We start from the raw sequence: 20451 nt of genomic DNA on the forward strand, positions 1-20451 counted from the left end.
TTTTTAAGTTTTTCATGTGGAGACACAGAGGCCATATTCTATGCCTGACCTCACCCACATAATTCAGCGAAGAGCCAAAAAGATCAATAGATCCGGATGGCACCGGATCAGCCTGCGTTTTATTCTGCTATATTCACTGGATAGATGAGCCTCTCAGCGATGGTGCCGTTTTCCCAAGGCTGAAGGAGAAGAAGATAAACCTCCGTCTCTCCAGGGATTACTGCCCGGTAGGTGAAGATCTCGTTCTCCGGCACTCCGACCATCTCCAAACTGACATTGTCCTGGGTTGATCTCGCTCCCACCAGGGTCAGGAATTGGGGATCGAATTCAGTCCACCACTCAAATCCAGTTGAGGGATTAGAGGGGATGGTGATGTTAAACTCCTCACCCATAGTGGCATTGATCACCGGCTCACATGGAGCATTGTCACATACGCTGCTGCCAAGAGCCATGGCGATCATGGAAATGGCCAGGGCCAGGGCAGAGATTGCATATCGTTTCATATATCCGACTCCTCCAGATTGTAGCTACTTTTAGCCTTCTTTTTATTCTTCTTTCTATTTAAGAGGATATCTTGAGATCTACATACCCACCTTGCCGGTTCTTATGGTATGAGCCTCCTCGACTGGCACCACAAAAATCCTGCCGTCGCCTATGGCCCCTGTTCTGGCCGAATCCTCGATGATCTTGACGGCTTCCGATATCCTTCCCGCTTCCAGCACGAGCATGAGCACCGTCTTTGGCATATCATAGCTCTCCCCGGCAACCACAATCCCCTTCTGCTTTCCACGGCCGTAGACATCAAAGCGGGTCATGGCAGAGAATCCTTCTGTCTTGAGGGCACCGACAACTACATCCACTCTCTCCGGCCTGATCACCGCCCAGATCATCTTCATCAAATGAGAATCCATGCTGCTATACTCCTGATAACCAATATTCACATGGTGAGCATCCTGCATCACTATGAAATAACTGCTAATGAATGGATATATGGACCTATTTGAGAAAAATTGGCAGGATTTCAGAGGAGCGCAGAAGAATTGAGAAATCATAAGATTTGATATACGAGTGAGGAGAGTAAGCCCCCTTCTGTTCTATGACGGCATTCAGCTTAGCGCCATACCCGAGCTTGGCTGGACGTCCATGTTAGCAGCTCTATTTTGGCTTGCACCCACAGGGTTTCGCCGTTTCATCCGCATTCAGCGCGACCTCAGCCTTTCGGCATCATAGCTTTAACGCTGCACGGTATCGTTTCTGTGCCAGAGCCGGAGCTCTCGCCCCACATCCTTTGGGATGTCTGTGTGTCCAGTGGTGGAGGGACTTTCCACACCGGCCGGAATTGGCCAGCGGCAGCCGTCCTTCCTCTCTCGCATCTTTAAGGACGCCGGTTTAGGTTTATAATGGCTTCGCTTGCCGGTCATGAACCGCCAGGCTTAACCTGGCCCGGCCAACCCCATATGCCACTCTCGGGCAAGTCTATATCCTATGACAGCCATCCTATCCCGCAGATGGCCCGAGACCAGAAGGATCACTACTACCGCAAGGCAAAAGAGGAAGGCTACAGGGCCCGATCGGCCTACAAGCTCCTGCAGATAAATGAAAAGTTCCATGTCATAAAAAAAGGCGACTCCGTGGTCGACCTGGGAGCGGCGCCAGGCGGCTGGCTGCAGGTAGCCCAGAAGCTCTCCGGAGGAAAGATCGTGGGAGTGGACCTGGAGGGCATCACCCCCATCCCAGGAGTGGTCACCTTCAGGGCGGACATCACCGCCCTGGGCACAGTGGACCTGGTAAAAGATGCCCTTGGTGGGGATGCAGATGTGGTGATATGCGACGCCGCCCCCAATCTCTCCGGGGCCTGGGACAGGGACCATGCCATCTCCATAGACCTGGCCCGGTCCGCTCTTGAAATGGCCAAAAAGCTCCTCCGGCCGCGGGGCAACTTCGTGGTCAAGGTGTTTCAGGGAGATATGTTCATAGATTTTCTCAATGATGTCAGACGGGAGTTTGCCGTTGTTCATGCCCATTCGCCTGCGGCCTCAAGAAAGGAGAGCGCAGAGACCTATGTAGTGGGAAAGAAGCTCCTTTCTGCCCCGGTCCGCAAAGGGGACATGCTCAATGTTCGGATAGAATCTGTGGGCAAATCTGGAGACGGCGTGGCCATGGTGGAGGGCTTCGCGATTATTGTCCGAGGATCGAAGCTGAAAGAAGAGCTTCTAGTTAAGGTGGATGCCGTTTTGACCAACTTCGCCTTTGCCGAAATCGTAGAGAGAAAGAGTTAATAACCTGCCCAAGAAAAGTGAACGGAGGGGCTAAACCATGGAAGACGATGCAGTGATTTTCATTGGAGACAAACCAGTCATGAACTACGTCCTGGCAGTTATGACCCAGTTTAACAAGCCTATTGCCAGTGTGATATTGAAAGCAAGAGGGCGTGCCATCTCCCGCGCTGTGGATACGGCAGAGATAACAAGAAACAGGTTCATGCCCAATCTCACAGTCAAGAACATAATCATCGGCACGGAATCCATTCCCAATGAGGAAGGAAAGATGGTGAATGTCTCTTCGATGGAGATAATCCTCACAAAACAGGAATCATAGATGGGCTACATGAGAAGAAGCGGTAGCAAGATCGAGGAAAGGAAAATATTATAACGATTGGCGCTACTTTTTGTGGCAAAATCGGCCGCAAACCATCGATCCATGAGATCGTATCGATTTTTTATCCGATGATCCTCTCCTATCTTTTCTCCAACTTCTTTTTTCCTGGCAGAAAATAATTTAAATGCCCGAGACACAACGGATGCATGTGACAGTATTCAGAGCTTATGATGTCAGAGGTGTCTACGGCACCGATCTCACAGAGCAGTTGGTGAAGAGAGTTGGTGAATCCTTTGGATCTTATGCTGAAGGTGGTTCAGTCTCCCTGGGAAGAGATACCCGGATCAGTGGCCCAAGCCTCCAGAAGGCGTTCCTGGATGGAGTACTGAGCACAGGCTGCCAGGTTAACAGCTTTGGCATCATCCCCATTGCCATAATCAGCTTTATCACCTGGAAAGAGGAGCTCAAGGCCGCAGCCTACATATCCGCCTCTCATAATCCGCCGGAGTACAACGGCGTGCGATTCAGAACCTGTGACGGTTATGGCCTGCTCTATCAGGAGTCCTCCATAATGAAGTACTATCGGGAGGGGGGCTTTCTCGCTGGCCAGGGGATCAAGACCGATCGCGATCCAGGGGAGGCGATCGAGAGATACAGGGAGTATGTGCAAGGGAAGCTGAACCTCAAGCGTCCCCTCAAGCTGGTTTTAGACATGGGAAATGGTGCAGCCTGCACAATGGCCTCCTTCTACCAGCAGCTGGGTTTTAATCCTTTGATTTTAAACGGAACCACGGACGGCCTGTTTCCCGGCCGAGGTCCCGCTCCCAATGAGGAATCTTTGCGCCCTGCCTGCCAGATGCTAAAGAAAAAAGAGGCAGATTTCGGCGTGGGATTTGATCCGGATGCTGACAGGGGAATCGTCATCGATGATAAAGGAGCTGTCCTGCCCCCGGAGAAGGTGGCGATCATCATCACCCGGGCAAGGTACAAGCCCGGTGACCTGGTCATATCCGGCTTCGACTGTTCAATGATCCTGGAGCGAGAGCTGGAAAAGGATGGCATAAAGGTTCTGCGAGAGAGGGTGGGCGATGTCTTCGTGGCAAACCGGGTGAAAAACTCAAAAGCGGTTCTGGGCGTAGAACGAAGCGGCCACTTCTTCCTGCCCGAGTTCCAGTATTCTGATGATCCCTTCGCCATGAGCCTCGCCCTGGCTGAGATCGTGTCCAGTGGAGAGAAGCTCTCAGATCTGGCAGGCATGATCCCTGATTATCCCTATAAACAGATGAGCGTCCACCTCAATGAAGACCCGGCAGCGGTTATGCTCCGCCTGGCCGATTCACTGGCTTTCTTTGAGCCGGACACAACAGATGGCTTGAAGATCACTACCGAAAGCTACAGCGTTCTCATCCGGCCGAGTAACACCGAGCCCATCATCCGGCTGTATATCGAGACCACCAAAGGGGATATGAAAGAGCTGGAGGAGCAATACAAAAAGATCATCCACCAGGCGATGAAAGCCTGAAAATTTCGCCAGAGCTGATTTAAGCGTGAGCCATAAAGACATCTGCATTCTCATACCGACCCTCAACGAAGAGAAATCCATCCAGCCCGTCATCCGCGAATTCCAGGAGCTGGGCTATGATAACATCCTGGTCGTGGACGGCCATAGCACCGACAAGACCGTAGAGAAAGCCAGAGCGTCCGGTGCAAAAATATTCATTCAGTCGGGATCGGGCAAAGGCCAGGCTCTAAAGGAGGTCTTCGGCCATATAAAGGAGAGGTACATCCTCTTAATCGACGGGGACGGCACCTACCTTCCTCGCGATGCTGCCAGGATCATGGAGCCCATCTTAGAGGGACAGGCAGATCACGTGGTGGGAAACAGGCTGGAGAACATTCAGGGAGGAGCCATCAAAAGGCTGAATATGTTCGGCAATAAGATGATCAACCGCTTCTTTGCGGCAATCTACCGAGTCCAGCTACACGATATCCTGTCCGGCTACAGGGCCTTCACCACTGAAGGAATAAGGATGCTCGATCTATCCATGCCCGGCTTTGAGATCGAGTCGGAGATGACCATAGAGAGCGTAAAGAAAGGCCTGAGGATAATCGAGGTTCCCATCACCTACCAGCCCCGGTCTGCAGGCACCAAGACAAAGCTGCATCCGTTCCGGGACGGTCTGAAGATCATCCTCACCATCTTCCGCATGGCTAAGACGGAGAACCCCATGTTCTACTTCGGCCTGATGGGCTCATTCGTAGGATTGTTCGGCTTTCTGGTAGGGATCTATGTGGCCAGAGACTGGTTATTGTGGAGAATAGAGCATATTCCCTTAACCATACTGACGGCGATTCTGATCATAGTCGGCATCCAATTGTTCATGATCGGCATGCAGGGAGATATGATGGCCTCCATGCACCGGGAGATGATGAGAGAGCTGTATAGAAAAAAGAGATGAGGCGTTCCGCTAAATGCTCTTTTAGCGGAACTCGAGCTTGGCCTCGCTCTTCGCCTCGAAGAGATATGCCCTTCCCGGCTCCAGAGTCTCATTCTCTCCTAGATTGGTCCAGTCCCCGCCCTCATGCTTCCAGACGAATGCTGAGACCAGGCCCTTTTCTACTGCCTCCGGGTACCTGTACCTCTTATGCTCGGCATTGATGGTGATGTTAGCCAGATCAACGGTCTGATTCACCGGCAGTCCGATCATATTCCAGCCCACATGCAGATCCAGTCGGTAGGGGAGGTCGACCGGCTTTCCCGGTATCTCCATTGTGAAGTTCCCGGTGCTGTCTATGAGATATCCCTCACCTGCTTTGAATTGAGTCACATTGAGCTTGCCTGCCTCTTTCATGCCGAAATTCCATCCATCTTCGGCAATGGTGAATATGCTCCTGTAGGGTTTGTTCTTCAGGTATCTCTCCGCAGATGCATCCCGCGGGTTCAGATAGATGGACACAGCATTCCAGCCGGCAGTGACATTGATCCTTTGAACCTGACCGGGTATCAGCTCGTACTCGACAATAAAGCTCCTCTTCTCCCCAAGCTTCGGCCTGATGATGGGCCACATCACCCTCTTCTCCAAGCCCCGGGAATATTCATCATGCCAGAGGGATAACCCCTCCTCCTTTACCACGATCTTCTCTGCGTCCTTGGGCAAGAGCACCTCACCTATGATGGCGGGAGTGGCATCGAGGTTTAGAAGTCCGCTGGAGCTCTTCGACTCAATCCAGTATACCCAATCGGTAGCGCTCTCGTTAAGCGGAATTACTGCCACATTTAAAATCGTCTGATTCAGATCGGTTTCGTTCTCCGCCGAGAGAACGGTGGCATAAGGAAGAGAAGGAGATTTTGGCAAAGCGGGCTTGAAGCTCGGATCGCCCAAGATTACGTTCATGTAAGAGGTCTGGTTGAGCATCTCATGAACGGAGATATCCCAGGCAGGCAGGACCTCATCGTAATCTGAGTTCGGCTTTAGGCTTTCAGTGCCTCTGGACTTCAGCCGAAAGAGGTTGTCCGCATCCAGCTGGGCCTGACCCACTGTGGAATTCCTGAAGATCAGGGACTGATAGAAGCTCTTGTAGTAGTCGTCTGAGAGGAAGATATAGGATAAGGCTGAGCCTCCAATGTAGTTTACCGCTCCCGCCCTTATGAATGCCAGAGCGATGGAATCCTCCAGGTTTCCGGGGACATACATCCTCGTGCCGGTCACATTCAGATAGTATCCCTTCAGGTTGGTGGTAACACAGGCAGAAGCAGTGGTTGTCTGAGGAGGCAAACTCAGCTCTTTTACCTGCGACCCGGTAAGAGCTGAATCCGTCATTGACCAGGCAGACAGCCCCCATGAATCCTCGCTTCCGTGATGATCGAAATGAGCGATATTCTGGCCGTTGTTCAATTGCGATATCGTCTGCTGATAAGTAGCCTCTTCATGACGCAGATCCTTGACCATGAGACCTGCCTCCTCCAGATACTCCTTTATGCGTATTCCCACAGGAGCCTGAGGAAATGAGAGAGCAGGAGAGGATACAACCAGCCCATTATTCTTCCAGCTTCCATTTAGCCGATCATAAGCCATTGTGCGGGCCATGAGCTGGGAGGCATCGTAAACCGATAGCCCCATGATCCTTCCCACAGCCACCGTGCTGTAGTTGTTCAAATCCGGCTTGATCTGATAGTCTCTGTAGACCTCATATTCCATAACCTCCGAAAGCTTCTGGATGAGCCCGGTGGATATGAAAGGAATAGAGCCGGGATCGCCCACCACCATGAGATACTCCGGATCCAGGTTAAGCTCCGCTACCTTTTGATTTAGCGTCTCCTCCACCACCAGGGGATCGATCTTTTGGGGATCACAGGCCACGTCAATCAGGATGGCTTTATGAGATGATGCCGCCCCCGCTGCCACCATAGAGAGCCTGGGGACCTTGGTATGGCTGAATGCTGTGATATTCAAGACCTTGACATTGGAGCGAACCTCTATGGTGTAGTTTTCAGTCCGGGCCTCATCCGTCTCGATATTGAAGAGCCAGTTGCCTGGAGTTTGAAGGGAGACTCTCACATCATAGAGCCCATCCCTGGTTATGTTTGTCAGCTTCAGGCGGCCAGATCTCTCGTCCGGGCTGTAAAGGTTTAAAGCGAGATAACTGCTGTTCCGCTCAATGTTCCAGGAGATATTGGTGCTGCCTGAGTAGATCCATTTGGGATAGGTTAGATTGATTATAGGCGGATCGTCCACATTTCTGAGAGTATGGTTGTAAGAGAAGCCTTCATAGGCGGCAGTAGCTCCAGTGTCCAGGCGCTGCGACCAGCCGGCATCCATGGGATATAGCAGCTCTACCTCAACATTCAGGCTGGCGGACTCTCCAGGCTCGAGCCGGCCGAAATCCCAGCGGATCAGAGATCCATTAAGAAAAGCGGAGGTCTCTGTAACCGGCTTTCTGCTGTAGGGGTCGGTCACATTGACCTCCCCGTATGCGGTGCCCGCCAGCCTTATGAGCCGCCCCATGGGAAAGATATCTCGTAGCTGCACCCCCCTGAGCACCTCATCTCCACTATTGGTGAGGGTAAAATTGAGCCTGACCACCTCTCCATCTTCCTCTGCAGGAACCTGGTCAGGGGATAGCTCCGTTCTCACCAGCAGATCTCCAACCAACGAACGCTCAACCGCCTTGCTCGACGCCGGCGGCAGGAGGGATAGATCATGGGAGTTGGTCAAGACAACCATTGATGGACTCTCGTTCCTTCTTTCCATCTCCTCGACCAGCAGATCACCGCTGCCCTCGATAAGGGTGATATTCATCTGGCTCAGGTTTTGTCTCACCCTCTCCCCTGTCGGACCTGCCAAGATCACATCCTTTGCCCCCAGCCGGACGAGAGCCGATCGGGTCTCCTCCGGCAGCGCCTCATTCACAAACAGCAGCGGCCAGTTCAGATAGGATGCAATAGTGGCCGCCTGGAGAGCAGCAGTATAATTCTCACCCACAATTACTGCTCCTGGAGAGCTCGCCCAGCGGCGACTTATCTGCTCACTCAGATCAAAGCTGTTGTTGACCCTTATGTTCGAGTCGCTCCTCCAGGAGATATTTCCCACCGCAAGAACCTCTCCATTAAGCTGCCGCAGCAGCCAACTGGCCGCCGAGGAGGGAGGCTCAAGCTCAGACCAGAGGGGTGTATGGACCACATCATACTCGAAGACGACTCCCGAGGCACCAGATCCCACCAGATCCTCGATATAGCTTACAGCTCCCTTCACATTCTGGGTGGAGAGGACATAGCCCACATAATCATCGTTAAGGCGAACATAAACGGGATTCGTGCTCTCTCTGCTGGCCAGCTTGACATCCTGGGGAGAAACAGGAGATATAAAGGCAAAGTCTGCCACCCCAGTCATCCGGGCAAAGTTGTATCCCTTGCTTCGGTCAAATGGGCTGTCCAGTGCCACTCCGAGCAGCACAGGGCCTAGGTCAGATGTGATGTTCCGGGCATCCATAACGATATCCATGAGCTGGTCCTGCTTCCATTCAGCCCACTTCTCCCGGTTGTAGCTATTGGCATTGACCTTGCTGATATCTATTCCCGTGTCCTGATAGAACTTCTCTTTGCATACATCGCAGTAGCAGTGATTCTCATCCTGGAATCCGAACCGATATAGGACGACTCCATCGACATGATAGTCATCGATCAGCATCTCAATTTGGTTATAAAGACGGTCTTTTACCTCTGGGTTCACCGGGCAGTAATAGCTGCTGTTTCCCCCGATCTCTGGATTTGGCTCCTGCAGCATAGAGCGATCGATGGTGGACCGATCCGGCTCTGTTGTGGCGAGGCCAACCTCAGCCATCATTGCCATCTCTTTGCTGTCCAGACCTTCCAGCGCCTCCGATGAAGCCTGGGATTCAGGAATCTCTAAAGTGACGGCAACATAAGCTTCGATTCCGTCCTTTTGAGCCGCCTTCACCAGCGCACCGACCTTCTCGCCGGAACCATGTATGGTTATAGCGCTGACGTTTGCTCCTTTGAGGGTATCCAGGATTGCCGAAGCACCGTATCGCTCCAGATCGCTCTCCTCAATCCAGCCATTTCTCTCTCCAGCATGCACCTCTTTGGGGAGGATTAGCATAGGCTTGATGACGGTCTCGTTCTCCTGAGAATAGATGGCGAGGGGAGTAGCAGCAACAGATGCATGCCAGTCGTCTGCTCCCACCAGGATGATATCCTCGACCTCGCCTTTCACTCCTCTCGCCAGTGGTTTATCGTCTGCGGCGGAGAGCAGAGTGGCGGACAGTATTGCCACGAATAATAATAAATAAAGACGTCTCAAGCGCTCACCTCCTCTAATAAGACACCCGCTTCGCTAAGTGCCTCTGTATAATCCTCTCCCACTCTGCCCACGACCATCGCCCGAGAGAGGGTTGTATTGCGTCTGGTCATATCCTCAATAGCTTCTATGGAGGCACCAGTGACGTTGCCTCTGCACACCACCATCGGTAATCCCTCGTTCATCGCTATCTTATAGGCTCTGAATATGTCTGCCTCCCTGGGGGTGGTCAAGACAACCTCGGATGTGCCATTATCCCACATCAGTTTCGTGAACAGCCAGCACTCTTCAAAGAGGCTATCGCTTTGAATGCGCTTGAGTTCAATATCTTTCAGTTTCTCCTCAACACCAGAGGGGATCACAGAATCATTGCCCAGGATCACGATTTCCAGATAGCTCTGCAGCTTCTGCAGGTAATCATCGGAGATCTCATCCGCAGGAACCATAAATATGGATGGGCTCCTATTGCCAAATAAGGCCAGGGTACCAATAGTGCCATAGATGATGTCATCTCCGGTGAGCACCGCCAATCCCTCTGGAGGCGCAGCCACAATAGTGACGGTCTCCTCAGGCATGGGAATGCCGTGGGAATCCAATAGCTGGAAGGTAAGCGGATACTCGCCCCCTTTTGATGCCAGGAAGGTGAAGTTGGCCAACCCAGGCACCTCTGGTGTGACCGTTACCATTTGTGACTGGGGGATGACTATAAGCTCATCCGGAGATTGCATCGAGACCCATATGTCCTCTTTGACGTCCAGAATTACCTTGAATTTGCCCTCATAGCTCTTATTGGTGGCGATCTTCTCCGGGACCAGGATATCGGTATCGTAGCCTCTGACCACCATTCCGAACTCGACCTCTGCCTGGATTGAGGAGTTCATGGACCGGTTGCCCAGGGATGTGGCAGTGATGGTGACATTCTCCCGAGATCCGGGCTTGTCTGTCTGTATCTGCAGTTTGATCTCATGAGTTGCCCCGGGATTCAGGGGCAGGTCATAGGGCATGCTCATGGGCTCGTCATCGTCCATCAGCACGACGCTCCAGCCCTCGGGCACAGCTCCCGCGTCAATCGAGGCGATATCTCTGAATGAGCCCAGATTCTTGACTGCCAGATTGAACTGGGCAATATCTTTAGCGCTTGCCCGGAGATAGGCTGATTTGGCATCATCCACGGTCATAGCAATGCCGTAGCTCTCCTGCACAACGACATTAATATGAAAGTCTATTCGCACCGGAATGGAGGGAGGAGCGCTCTCCATCAAGTATACGAATCCGGTGTAGACTCCAGGCTTGGTCTCCGGGGGTATACCGATATAGATCTTGATCTCCGCCTCCTCTCCAGGAGAAAGAGGCTTATCCTCTGGAACGTCGATGAAGATAAAATCCCTGGCATTTCCGATCATTTCGGTTTTAGCGATATTGAAGATGGTTGAGTCCCCATTATTCATCACCTTAAGAATCCTCTCATCTCCATCCCCTGGATGAAGAACGATGTCAAATCTTTCCTTGTCTGGTGCCAGCTGGGCGGCGCCGGCGCCGATCAGCAGGAACAGTATTATAATCGGGTATATCAGCCTCATCTTGCCCCACTTGTCATATACTGGATCTTTGCACAGTGAAATATCACATCTGCTCGCTTTAAATCCTTTGCCCAGAGGATTGCGGGAATTCATTCACCCTCTAATTTGATTGGTCTTTCTGGACAGACTGGTTTATATCTGTTATGTGCGAGAACAGATCTGGTGTGTTTCTTTGGACCGTGAGAAAGAAATCCTCGTGGCCACGCCCTTTAAGAAGCGGGGCAAGAAAAGCCTGAAGATCAGCGATTTCATATTTGCCCTCTCTTTAGACCTGAAATGGGGATCTCCAGAGAAGGTGCGCGCTCTACTCAGAGAAGCGGAAGCTGAGGGGATGGTGAAGATGGATGGAGAGATAGTGTCAGCGGCGTTTGATATCGATGCGGTGGATGTACCCCTGGGATTTAAACCCTCGACGGAAGAGGCCATACTTGACCAGGGAATTAGGCTGATCACCTCCCAGACGGGCATGAGCAGAAAGGAGGTCATAGCCCTCGCTAATGATAAGCAGGATTCGCTGAAAAAGCTGGTGGAGATGGATGCAGTGGTACTCCTGCTAGCGAGAGAGATGGGGCTAGATGTTCATGATCTGGCAGCAAAGGCCTATGAGAATCTCCTTGCCCGCGCCCGGGAAGTTCAGCCGAGCTGAAGAGAGGCGGAATCGGAAAAAAGGCAGGACGATATGGCGAGAATAGCGCTCTATGAGCTGTTGGGAATTACCAAGGAGCGGGCCGATGAAATCGCCAGGAAGGTGAGAGACTCCTTTGCGCAATCGGATACTCCCGAGGAATGGATTGGAAGGCTGATAGAGGAGTCTGGAGTGGACAGGAGTAATGCGGATATCTTTGCCTGCGGGTGGTTTGCCGGAAAGTACGCCGGAGTTTCAGAGGTCTTCAATGTGGTGCAAAATGAGATGGACAGCATGGAGAAGGATAAAGCAGAAAAGCGAGAACTGGAGAGCCGACATCCTGGACAGAATGGATATGCTTAGGCTGCCAGTATCATTTTATTCTGAGCGGCAAAATTCTGTTGGAATTTATATGGAATTAACAAGTGCAATCAGTAATCGTAACCTTAATCTTCCATGGGAGCGATCTTGGGAGTTATGACTCATCGAGTCCTCTTTACAACCGCTTACCGAAATAGCTCTGAGCCATACGACTACATCGGGGCCAACACCCGGTCATGGTTCAGATTTTACTGGCCGCGCATTCAATCCTTCGGCCTGAGATTCCTGAAGCAGAACATTCCGGAGATTGAGATACTGGAGTTCCCCACCTGGGATGAATATGAAAAGAAGCTCCAAGAGGGCTGGGATGTTGTTGGCCTCTCCTTTTACCTTAGCGAGACCCACGAAGCAGTAGAGATGGCAGAGGCGGCACGCAGTGCGGGCGCAGGAGAGGTCTGGGCAGGAAACTATGGAGCCCTAACCACCGCCGTGCAGGACAGGTTCGACAAGGTCTTTGTGGGATATGCAGAGCATCAACTGGCGCCCTATTTCGGCAGGCAGATAAAGGATGTCATCCATCCGCCGCTTATCGAGTATCTGAATACGCCCTTCAATATCAAGGTGAACATCTATGGGGTCCTTTTCACTACCCGGGGCTGCCCAGTGGGATGCAAGTTCTGCCAGACTCCGGTTTTCTGCAATAAACCCAATATAATCTCCCTGGAGAGCATCGAGAGGGTTCTTGCCTACTACAAAAAAATGGGAATAAATGTGGTGATAATCGAGGATGAGAACTTCGGTTGCAACCGCCGCCATGCGGATGAGGTTGTGAAGCTCCTGGACAAGTATGGGATGGTCTGGGGGTGCATGGCCCGGGCTGATTATCTGAGAAAGAAGATCGATGATTGGGCTGACGCCCGGATGAAGAACGGCAAACAGGTATCCGGCTTTGCCGGGGCGGCTATCGGCATTGAGAACCTGCATCAAGAGCGTCTGGACGAAATCAAGAAGAAGGAAGGCACCGAGGATATTCTGGAGACGCTGAGAATGCTGCAGGCTCGAGGCCTGGGGACGATTGGCTACTATATGATCGGATTTGAGGAGGATACAAAAGAGTCGCTAAAGGTGGACATAAAGAAGCTGGCTGCCCTCAAGCTGGACATAACTCAGATATGCGTCATTACTCCTTTGCCCCAGACCCCATTGTGGAGAGAGATCGAGGAGAAGTATGGCATATTCGACCAGGACTATCATCATTATGATGGAAAGCATCTGGTCTGGAACCACCCCCATATAAAACCGGATGAGATGCAGGAGATATTAGACCGGTCGCTCCGCCAGGTCCATTCCTGGTATGTGCCCCTGCGCATCTCTGGAAGGGTGTGGTACAATGCTTATCGCTATGGAGGATGGGATGGGATAAAAGAGGTTGCCGGTTACATCTCCCGGGCAAACAAGTTCGACTGGAATCAGGGGCCCAGGTTCCTCCCCTTGCCGGGAAATAAAGGATCATCCGCATGAATATGAACGCAAAAACCTGAATAAACGAAGGCTCTGGATGAAGATACTCCTCCTATCCTCCCCTGTGGTTCAGCTGGACTTCGACCGCATAGCCCGCCTGCCCAATCTGGGGCTGGCCAGCCTGGCGGCGCATGTGGATGACCTGTGCACAGTTCATGTGGCAGACATTCACGGACTGAAAGACCATCGAGAATATGTGAAAAAACAGGTTCAAGATTACGATCTCGTCGGCCTGACCGCTATGAGCTTCCAGTATCAAGAGGCACTAGCTCTGGCCAGGATTGCCAAAGAGGCAGGGGCTCAGACGGTCTTTGGCGGCTATCATCCCACTCTCGCGGCAGAGGAGATCGGCCAGAGCGATGACAGCCAGCTCATCGACTATATCGTGCGGGGTGAAGGCGAGGCCACCTTCCGGGAGCTCACTGAGTCCCTGCTGGCAGGAAAAGAGCTGAAGGAGGTCCTGGGCCTGTCCTACCATGATCCGGGCAGCAATAGAATGGTTCACAATCCGGCCAGGCCTCTCTTGGATGTATCGGATATCAGGATGCCCAACAGAGACGCCCGGCTCATCACCCGCGGCTTTCTGACCTTTGATGTGCCCATCGATTCAGTGGAGACCAGCCGGGGATGCACTCAGGGCTGCAAGTTCTGTTCCATCAATCTCATGTACGGCCGCCACTTCCGTACCTTCCCCATCGAGAGAGTAGTCGAGGATATCCGGGATGCGGAGGAGCATGGTGCCGGCTCGATTTTTTTCCCAGATGACAACATCACATTGAACCCCAAGAGGCTGGAGAGGCTCTGCCAGGCGATAATCGATGCCGGGCTCACTCACCTCCGTTACAAGACCCAGGCCTCCGCTTCCGGCATTGCCTCGAGCAAGAGGCTTGTCGACAAGATGGGCGAGGCGGGTTTTGACGGCGTCTTTTTGGGGGTGGAGAGCATCAATAAGAGGAACCTGGAGTTCTTGGGCAAGGGCAAGATGTCAAATGATGCCGAGATCGCGGTGCAGTACCTGCATGACAACAACATCATCGTCTCCACTGGCCTCATCGGCGGGAACCCGGATGACGATGAGGAGGACCTGTGGGAGAACTTCCATCTGGCCCGCAGGCTGAAGGTGGACTTTCCCATCTTCTATATCTCCACTCCCTATCCGAAGACCCAGATGAGAGCGGAGCTGGAGGAGATGGGCCTTGTGACCAGGAACGACTTCAACAAGTACGATGGCATGCATGCCAACCTTCGGACAAGGCATCTCTCAGACGAAGAGGTGCAGTACATCACCTGGGAGATGAATGCCCGCTACTACGACCTGGACTGGATCAGGTATAATAAAGTCAAGAAGATCTACCCCAAGTGGTTTGCGGGAGAGATCAAGAGGCTGGTTCCCTTTTATGCTAAAAGAAAGCTGGACCTGGCCACTGGGAGGAAGACGCCCCGTGATTTCTTCCAGGAGGATTTAGAGAGCGGGGAGCTGTGCAAAGGAGTGGTCTAGGATATCGGCATCTGGCTATTTCGAGCCGGATTTCCCACCGCTACGATCCTCTTTCAGCTTGTTTTCAATTTTGATCGAATGCCACCAAATAATTAAAGACCTATCCGCATAAGTCTCTCTTGGATTTGAGGGGATGGCAGGAAAGTGGCGAGGAGAAAAAGGAACAACAATACCATTGGACTGAATTCAACAGGGCAGGTGGCCCCCGCCCTGGCGGAGGACGCCCATCTGGATATTTCAATGCTCGAGACCTGGCTGTGGGATGCGGCCTGCGCTATCCGCGGGGCAACGGACGCGCCCAAGTTCAAGGACTTCATCCTGCCTTTGGTCTTCTTCAAGCGCCTCTCCGACGTCTTCGAGGATGAGTTTGCCGCTCACGTCCGGGAATACGGGGACGAAGAGCTAGCCAGGACTATTGTTGAAGAGGACCTGGCCCACTCTCTGAAGACGGGGAGCACTCCCATAATCAGATTCTACGTTCCCGGGGACTATAACTGGAGGGCCATTCGCAATCACGGTGCAGATGGCCGGCTGGGGGAGTTCGTGACGGAATCCCTGCGGGAGGTGGCCAGGCTTAATCCCGACCTGCAGGGCGTCCTGGATATCAAGGACTACAATGAGCGCCAGTCAGGGCAGCGCACTTTAGACGACGACCGGCTGGGGGCACTAATCGAGGTCTTGAGCCGGCATAGGCTTGGGCTGGAGAATGCAGAGCCCGATATCTTAGGAAGGGCATATGAGTATCTGCTGCGCAAGTTCGCCGAGGGGCAGGGGCAGTCTGCGGGGGAGTTTTACACCCCGAAAGAGGTAGGGGACCTCATTGCCGAGCTGATCGATCCCGTGCCCTACAGCACCATTTACGATCCGGCCTGCGGCTCGGGTGGCCTCTTGATCAAGGCCCGGCTGCTGTATGAGCGTCGTCATCCGGATGAGCGGTCGCGGGCGCCAAGGCTGTGGGGCCAGGAGCTGAATCCGGTCACCTTCGCCATGGCCAAGATGAACATGTTCCTGCATGACTACACCGATTCGAGCTTTGCCATTGGCGACACCTTCAGAAAGCCGGGATTCGGCCCGGAGGGCTCGCTCATGCAGTTCGATTACGTGGTCGCCAATCCGATGTGGAACCAGGACAACTATGATGATGCATTTTACGAGAACGACTCCTTCAACCGCTTCTGCTCAGGCACGCCGCCCCGCTCCTCGGCGGACTGGGGATGGGTGCAGCACATGTTCGCCTCCCTGAAAGAGGGCGGGAGGACGGCTGTAGTCCTGGACACGGGTGCCGTCTCCCGTGGTTCGGGGTCTAGGTCCTCGAACCGGGAGAAGGCCATCCGGCAGGCTTTTGTCGAAGCGGACGCCATCGAGGGGGTGGTGCTCCTGCCTGAGAACCTGTTCTACAACACCACCGCACCCGGAATCATATTGCTTTTGAGAAAGGGCAAGCCAGAGGAGCGAGCCGGGCAGATTTTGCTGGTCAATGCCTCCAACTACTTTGTGAAGGAGAAGCCCAAGAACGCTCTCACCCCGGAGGGAATTGCAGCGGTGGCGGAGGTCTACCAGAAATGGGAGACGCGAGAGAAGCTCAGCCGGGTGATCACCCTGGACGAGGTGAGGGAGGCGGACTACAACCTCAGCCCGTCGCAGTTTGTGGAGATAAACGAGCGGGAGAAGCATCGGCCCATTGCGGAGATTCTGGCGGATTTGGAAGAGGCAAGGGCGGAGAGGGAGAGGGCGGATGGGGAGCTGGCGGAAATTCTTAATACGCTCAAGCTTGAGGCGTATTAAAATGGATTATGTGGACACCCCTTCTAGTTGGAAAATGATATCACTGGATGAAGTGTGTGAATTACGTAAAGAAGCAATACATCCCAACAAATACCCTGATCTGCCTTATGTTGGTTTAGAACATATTGATTCTAGCAATTCAATACTAAAAAGGAGTGGGAGCAGCTTTGAGGTAAACAGCTCTAAATCAAAGTTTCATTCAGGAGATATTCTTTACGGAAAACTGAGACCATACCTTGATAAATCGGTGTTAGTTGATTTTGATGGTATGTGCTCTACCGATATTCTCGTTTTGAAGACCAAAGAATCAATTGTCCCTCAATTCTTGGTTAATATTATTCATACCAGCCAATTCATAAATTATGCTGTAAATTCATCTAAGGGCTTGAATCATCCTAGAACTTCTTGGTCTTCTATATCTGCGTTTAAGTTTCTGCTCCCACCTCTTCCCGAGCAGCGCGCCATCGCCCGTGCCCTGCGCGCAGTGCAGGCGGCGCGGGAGACCCGGTTGCGGGAGATTGCGCTGGAGCGGGAGCGCAAGGCGGCATTGATGGAGCACCTCTTCACGCATGGCACCAGGGGCGAGCCGACCAAGAGGACGGAGATCGGGGAGATGCCGGAGAGCTGGGAAGTCGTGAAGTTTGGAAAGGTGATCATATCCAGCGCATTTGGTCCACGTTTCAGTTCGAATTACTACGATCCAGATGGCAGCGTCGCAACATTAAGAACAACTGATCTGGACAATGAAGGAAATATCAACTATTCTACAATGCCTCTAGCCAAACTCGAGCTTGACGGCTTCAAACAACATTTGCTAAAATCAAATGACTTCTTGATCACACGTAGTGGTACATGTGGAATCGCAGCGATATTTGAGGCATTCGAAAAACCTGTATTGCCTGGGGCCTTTATTATTCGATTCAGGTTATCGAATGAGATTAATCCACTATTTCTCAAATATTATGTCAATTCTCAGCAGGGCAGAAACCGGATCCTTCAACTAGCAGGGGGAGCTGTGCAAAAGAATCTATCAGGGACCTCACTTCGTACTTTTCAAATACCACTGCCACTATTAGTTGATCAGGATGCGATTGTTAGATCCTTAATTGCCTGTGACTCCAAGATCGCCGCTCTCGATCACGAGGCCCACCTCCACGACAAGCTTTTCCGGGCCATGCTGGAAGAACTGATGACCGGCAGGCTGCGGGTGGGGGCGCTGGCGACGCCTTCGAGCTGAATAAAGCCGCTTGCTTTTGGCCCGCCTGGCGCATATTTGTCTAATTATAAAACTTTAGGGCTTCTTCCGAGATCCGCCAGCACCACCGATGAGATCCTGCCAGATTCGGATTGGTCAAGATGTACAGAGCAATAGCCTTTGAGCCTTATTAAGATTAGCCGCAATATCAAGCCTGATGCCACCAGTCGACCTCTGCCGCCAATAGTATCCAAGCCTCCCCGGCGTTGAGGGGGCCTAGGGCATTAGCGCGGGAGGGCCGGAGGCCCGACTCGCGGCGTACCATAAAAAAAAACAGCTTGCTTAGATCAAAATTTGCCTTAATAACAGCTTGGATTCAGGAAATCGACCGTGGCATTATTCGATGTCTTTCACATCTCATGAAAGCAATTCAAACTTTGCATGGGTACGTCGGAAGAATTTAAGAATTAATATATTTTAATCAAAAACATCAAAGGTTCCGGTTTCTGAATCATATACCCTCCAGGCTCTGATTCCTCTAATCTTGCGCTCTCTCTCGAACTCTTTAAGCTCATCGAATCTTGCCCCAGAATCTAATCCGCTTTTCAATGATAAAATTGCAGAAAAAGCGAAAAATCCGAAAGATATAAGGGTCCATGCAGGAAATTTTAATCCAAGAAATTCAAATCCAATGAATTTAAATCCTAAGAATTCAAGCGGTGGTATATCTTTGCCAGATAGAAAAACTAAAAATACAATTGCAAGAGCAAGACAAACCATAAATCCCATTGGCCCGGAATCCGCACCGCTCTTCGCTGGGGTGATTGCACATCCGATATGATCACATTCCTCTGACGGAGAAGGCTTGTTTTTCCATTCCATGCCACATTCGGTAACATATTTTTCCGGCCCGCTGTCTCCACCACCTATACCATACACGGTTTGATATGCCCTAATCTTGCCATCCACAGTTTGTATCTTTACTACCATGGGCTTGCCGCTCCAAGCAGTGTGGTTATTCAAATTTTATTAGTCAATCTATTTATTACGGATTTTATCTTTTTATTATCTTAATCCCTTCCACAAACCTCTCTTTCCTCTTGTTGAGGTATTCCTCAATAGTAAGAGGGCACTTCACTAAATCCACAAAGTCTTTTATGTTTATTCCCAGCTCTTTTGCCATTGGACCTAACAATCTGGGACCGATCTCTTGATTCTTCCCATGACTTACATGAGTCCCAGATTCCTTTTTCCCATTGATATATAAATGATAGTATTTATGTTTATTATTACTTTGCTGAAAGCCCTTTCGTTTTAGTCCTGCTTCGACCTCATCCTGGTTGAGCGAGGTCATTAATTCACCTCAAAGAGTCCTAACAGGACTTCTCGCAATAGCTTTCCGGTCTCACCGAGATCATCCTCGGGACAGAGTGCATATTCCGTCCATAGTTCATCTATGAAGTCATGGAGTTGATTTTCTGCCTCGTAATAATCTGTGGAATACCCGACGGCTTCGACGTAGGGTATGCTCAGAACCCAGAGACCTTCATCGTATTCAACGCTCACTTCAATGGGAATTCGGGGGACAAAGATACGATCTCCTGCCTCAAATTCTTCCAGCTGATAGCTCTCATAAGGCTCAATTTTATCCACATAAAAATTCTTGATCTTTGGACTGCCGCTAATGCGCTCGGCACGTCCGGTTAATTTAACCGGATGTCCCAGTAGATCCCTGGCCCTGGCCTCCAAATCGCCGGGGTATACCGCCTGGAATTTCTCGCCTATTCTTTCGATCTTCATTACCTTCTCAGGGTCAACTCGCAAGTCTGCTAAGAGCCCTATTCGGACTTCCTGGCCCAAATGTCGCTGACGTTGAGAAATCAATCCTTCAATGCGGCCCCGATTAGCGGCTTTCATTTCAAAGCTTCTGCCGCCCTGGCCCTCAAAGTGCAATGCATAATTGGGCTTCTTCGGGTATAGATTAAGTAGATCCAGGAGCAAACGCGATCTGTAAGCATGATCGGGGACAACATCGTCCACTTCTCGACCCTCTTCGCCCTCAACTGAAGCAATAAAATCTGTGATTTTAGTGATCACTCTCGGCCCGGGCGGTTGATACTTTTGAAAATTATCGATCTCGGGCTGTCCATATTTAACTGCCGACTCAACTTCAACTACGACGCTGCCTGAACTGATTGATTTAATTAGAAGACAATAGTCATCCAAAATCTGCTTTTTAAGTCGGCCGCCCTCACTGAATGGTTGGCCTTCCAGAAAACTGCCCATGTGCCAGGCAATCTCTTGCAGGGATATCAACAATTTTCCAGCATCCTCCAATCCGACTTTTTCCCCCTCAGAGGTGCATAATCTTAATATCAAAGTCGATTGCCCTGAATCCATTATGATTAATTTTCTTTCCCATTCTATTTCAATTTAACTGGATTTGGACACTAACATCAAATATTATCTTTGGAGCCTTGACTTCGATTTTCTCAGATAAACAAGAGATG

17 protein-coding genes and 1 other RNA gene are annotated in these 20451 nt (G+C 51.4%); 10 read left to right on the plus strand and 8 right to left on the minus strand.

Annotated features, from left to right (window positions below):
• Positions 1–119 precede the first annotated feature (119 nt).
• The 3 genes from BP822_RS08835 to rnpB all read right to left on the minus strand — a co-directional run bounded on the left by BP822_RS08835 (position 120) and on the right by rnpB (position 1369).
• The gene (locus BP822_RS08835) at positions 120–503 is read right to left on the minus strand and encodes a protease inhibitor I42 family protein (RefSeq protein WP_273279043.1); all 384 of its coding nucleotides are present in this window, start codon (positions 501–503) and stop codon (positions 120–122) included.
• Positions 504–581: 78 nt separating this feature from the next.
• The gene (locus BP822_RS08840; protein ID WP_286878153.1) at positions 582–911 is read right to left on the minus strand and encodes a P-II family nitrogen regulator; all 330 of its coding nucleotides are present in this window, start codon (positions 909–911) and stop codon (positions 582–584) included.
• Positions 912–1066: 155 nt separating this feature from the next.
• An RNA gene (gene rnpB / locus BP822_RS08845) (RNase P RNA component) lies at positions 1067–1369 on the minus strand.
• Between the two features lie 139 nt (positions 1370–1508).
• Between rnpB and BP822_RS08850 the strand changes: the two genes are divergently transcribed.
• The 4 genes from BP822_RS08850 (at position 1509) to aglJ (ending at position 5057) form a co-directional block, all read left to right on the plus strand.
• Entirely contained in the window at positions 1509–2279 is a 771-nt protein-coding gene (locus tag BP822_RS08850; RefSeq protein WP_286878154.1) for a 23S rRNA (uridine(2552)-2'-O)-methyltransferase, read from the plus strand.
• Positions 2280–2316: 37 nt separating this feature from the next.
• Positions 2317–2598, plus strand: coding sequence for a DNA-binding protein Alba (gene albA, locus BP822_RS08855; RefSeq protein ID WP_013718597.1), 282 nt, complete (start codon positions 2317–2319; stop codon positions 2596–2598).
• A gap of 202 nt (positions 2599–2800) precedes the next feature.
• Positions 2801–4120 carry a phosphoglucomutase gene (locus tag BP822_RS08860; RefSeq protein ID WP_273279086.1) on the plus strand — a complete coding sequence of 440 codons (1320 nt, stop codon included), beginning with the start codon at positions 2801–2803 and terminating at the stop codon, positions 4118–4120.
• Between the two features lie 25 nt (positions 4121–4145).
• Positions 4146–5057 (plus strand): S-layer glycoprotein N-glycosyltransferase AglJ, encoded by a 912-nt coding sequence (aglJ, locus tag BP822_RS08865; RefSeq protein WP_286858206.1) that lies wholly within the window; start codon positions 4146–4148, stop codon positions 5055–5057.
• Positions 5058–5078: 21 nt separating this feature from the next.
• Here aglJ and BP822_RS08870 read toward each other — a convergent pair whose 3' ends face one another.
• Entirely contained in the window at positions 5079–9419 is a 4341-nt protein-coding gene (locus tag BP822_RS08870; RefSeq protein ID WP_286858208.1) for a C25 family cysteine peptidase, read from the minus strand.
• A complete protein-coding gene (locus tag BP822_RS08875; RefSeq protein ID WP_157863652.1) occupies positions 9416–10996 on the minus strand; it encodes a hypothetical protein in 1581 nt (526 codons plus the stop codon). The genes BP822_RS08870 and BP822_RS08875 overlap by 4 nt, the downstream gene beginning before the upstream one ends.
• Before the next feature lie 172 nt (positions 10997–11168).
• Between BP822_RS08875 and BP822_RS08880 the strand changes: the two genes are divergently transcribed.
• The 6 genes from BP822_RS08880 (at position 11169) to BP822_RS08905 (ending at position 17983) form a co-directional block, all read left to right on the plus strand.
• A complete protein-coding gene (locus BP822_RS08880) occupies positions 11169–11642 on the plus strand; it encodes a DUF2240 family protein (RefSeq protein WP_157863651.1) in 474 nt (157 codons plus the stop codon).
• Positions 11643–11675: 33 nt separating this feature from the next.
• Complete coding sequence (locus BP822_RS08885) at positions 11676–11984, plus strand: hypothetical protein (protein WP_013718591.1); 309 nt, start codon at positions 11676–11678, stop codon at positions 11982–11984.
• A 114-nt stretch (positions 11985–12098) separates the two neighbouring features.
• Positions 12099–13463: a B12-binding domain-containing radical SAM protein gene (locus BP822_RS08890; protein ID WP_052297604.1), complete on the plus strand. Its 1365-nt coding sequence runs from the start codon at positions 12099–12101 to the stop codon at positions 13461–13463.
• A gap of 37 nt (positions 13464–13500) precedes the next feature.
• Positions 13501–14961 carry a B12-binding domain-containing radical SAM protein gene (locus BP822_RS08895; RefSeq protein WP_286878155.1) on the plus strand — a complete coding sequence of 487 codons (1461 nt, stop codon included), beginning with the start codon at positions 13501–13503 and terminating at the stop codon, positions 14959–14961.
• A gap of 144 nt (positions 14962–15105) precedes the next feature.
• On the plus strand, positions 15106–16746 hold the full coding sequence (locus BP822_RS08900) for a type I restriction-modification system subunit M (RefSeq protein ID WP_286858214.1): 1641 nt from the start codon (positions 15106–15108) through the stop codon (positions 16744–16746).
• A gap of 1 nt (position 16747) precedes the next feature.
• The gene (locus BP822_RS08905) at positions 16748–17983 is read left to right on the plus strand and encodes a restriction endonuclease subunit S (RefSeq protein WP_286878156.1); all 1236 of its coding nucleotides are present in this window, start codon (positions 16748–16750) and stop codon (positions 17981–17983) included.
• 435 nt (positions 17984–18418) lie between these two features.
• Here the strand turns inward: BP822_RS08905 and BP822_RS08910 are convergent, their stop codons facing one another.
• From BP822_RS08910 to BP822_RS08920, 3 genes are all read right to left on the minus strand, one after another.
• Positions 18419–18931 carry a hypothetical protein gene (locus BP822_RS08910; protein ID WP_273279034.1) on the minus strand — a complete coding sequence of 171 codons (513 nt, stop codon included), beginning with the start codon at positions 18929–18931 and terminating at the stop codon, positions 18419–18421.
• A gap of 64 nt (positions 18932–18995) precedes the next feature.
• Positions 18996–19295 (minus strand): hypothetical protein, encoded by a 300-nt coding sequence (locus tag BP822_RS08915; protein WP_286878157.1) that lies wholly within the window; start codon positions 19293–19295, stop codon positions 18996–18998.
• Positions 19295–20320, minus strand: a complete 1026-nt coding sequence (locus tag BP822_RS08920) for a hypothetical protein (protein ID WP_286878158.1) — start codon at positions 20318–20320, stop codon at positions 19295–19297. Before BP822_RS08920 ends, BP822_RS08915 begins: the two co-directional genes overlap by 1 nt.
• Positions 20321–20451: the final 131 nt, after the last annotated feature.

This window comes from Methanosaeta sp. UBA458 (assembly GCF_002496085.1).
Classification (GTDB): Archaea; Halobacteriota; Methanosarcinia; order Methanotrichales; family Methanotrichaceae; genus Methanothrix; species Methanothrix soehngenii.